Annotated in this window: 1 protein-coding gene and 1 pseudogene; both read left to right on the top strand. The window is 66.5% G+C overall.

Going from position 1 to position 1,137, the window contains the following annotated elements; genetic code table 11:
* The coding region (locus AB0L74_RS34870) for a sugar ABC transporter permease (RefSeq protein WP_365661643.1) at positions 1–803 on the top strand (803 nt) is incomplete at its 5' end.
* Positions 800–1,137: pseudogene (locus AB0L74_RS34865) on the top strand (carbohydrate ABC transporter permease); the annotation flags it as partial. The gene AB0L74_RS34870 and the pseudogene AB0L74_RS34865, both read left to right, overlap by 4 nt.

Raw genomic sequence — 1,137 nt, 5'->3', positions numbered from 1 at the left:
CGTTCACCTACGTGCCGGTGGCGAACATGGTCTACTACAGCTTCACCGACTGGGACGGCGTCAGCCCGGACCGGAACTTCACCGGGATCGACAACTACCGGCAGATCTTCACCCGGCCCGAACTGTTCCGGGTGTTCTTCGTCAGCTTCTACTACCTCGCCGCCTCCGTGCTGCAGATCGCGCTCGCCCTCTACTTCGCGACCGTACTCAGCTTCAACCTGCGCTTCCGCAACCTCTTCAAGGGAATCCTGTTCTTCCCCTACCTCATCAACGGCGTCGCGATCGGCTTCGTCTTCCTGTACTTCTTCCAGGACGGCGGCACCCTCGACACCGTCCTGTCCTGGTTCGGCGCCGGCACCGACCGCGCCTGGCTCGGCGACCCGCAGACGGCCAACACCTCCCTCGCCGGCGTCTCCATCTGGCGCTACGCCGGACTGAACTTCGTCCTCTTCCTCGGCGCCATCCAGTCCATCCCCGCCGAACTCTACGAAGCCGCCCAGCTGGACGGAGCCACCCGCTGGCAGCAGTTCCGCCACATCATCGCCCCCGGCATCCGCCCCGTCATCGGCCTCAGCGCCATCCTGGCGATCTCCGGATCCCTCTCCGTCTTCGAGATCCCCTACATCATGACCGGCGGCGCCACCGGCACCTCCACCTTCGTCATCCAGACCGTCAAACTCGCCTTCCAGTTCAACAAGACGGGCCTGGCCTCGGCCGCCGCCGTCGTCCTGCTCCTGATCATCCTGCTGATCACCTGGATCCAGCGCCGCCTCGTGCCCGACGAGAAGGTGGACCTCGTATGACCCCGCACACACCCACACCCGCACCCGCGCCCACGGCCCCGGCCCTGCCCGCCCGGCGCCCGCGCCGGATCGCCCCCGCCCTGACCTACCTCTCGCTGATCACCGCCTCCCTGGTCGTCCTGATCCCCCTCGTCGTCGTCTTCCTCACCTCCCTGAAGACGTCCCAGGAGGTCACCGACGGCGGCGCGCTGTCCCTGCCCGGCAACTGGCTCAACCTCGACAACTACGCCACCGCCTTCACCGACGGCCGGATGCTGTCCGCCTTCGGCAACACGGCGTTCATCCTGCTGTTCTCCATCACCGGCACCGTGCTCATCGGCTCGATGACCGCCTA

Source organism: Streptomyces sp. NPDC052020, assembly GCF_040680575.1.
GTDB lineage: Bacteria > Actinomycetota > Actinomycetes > Streptomycetales > Streptomycetaceae > Streptomyces.
This window is presented reverse-complemented; position numbering and strand designations above follow the sequence as displayed.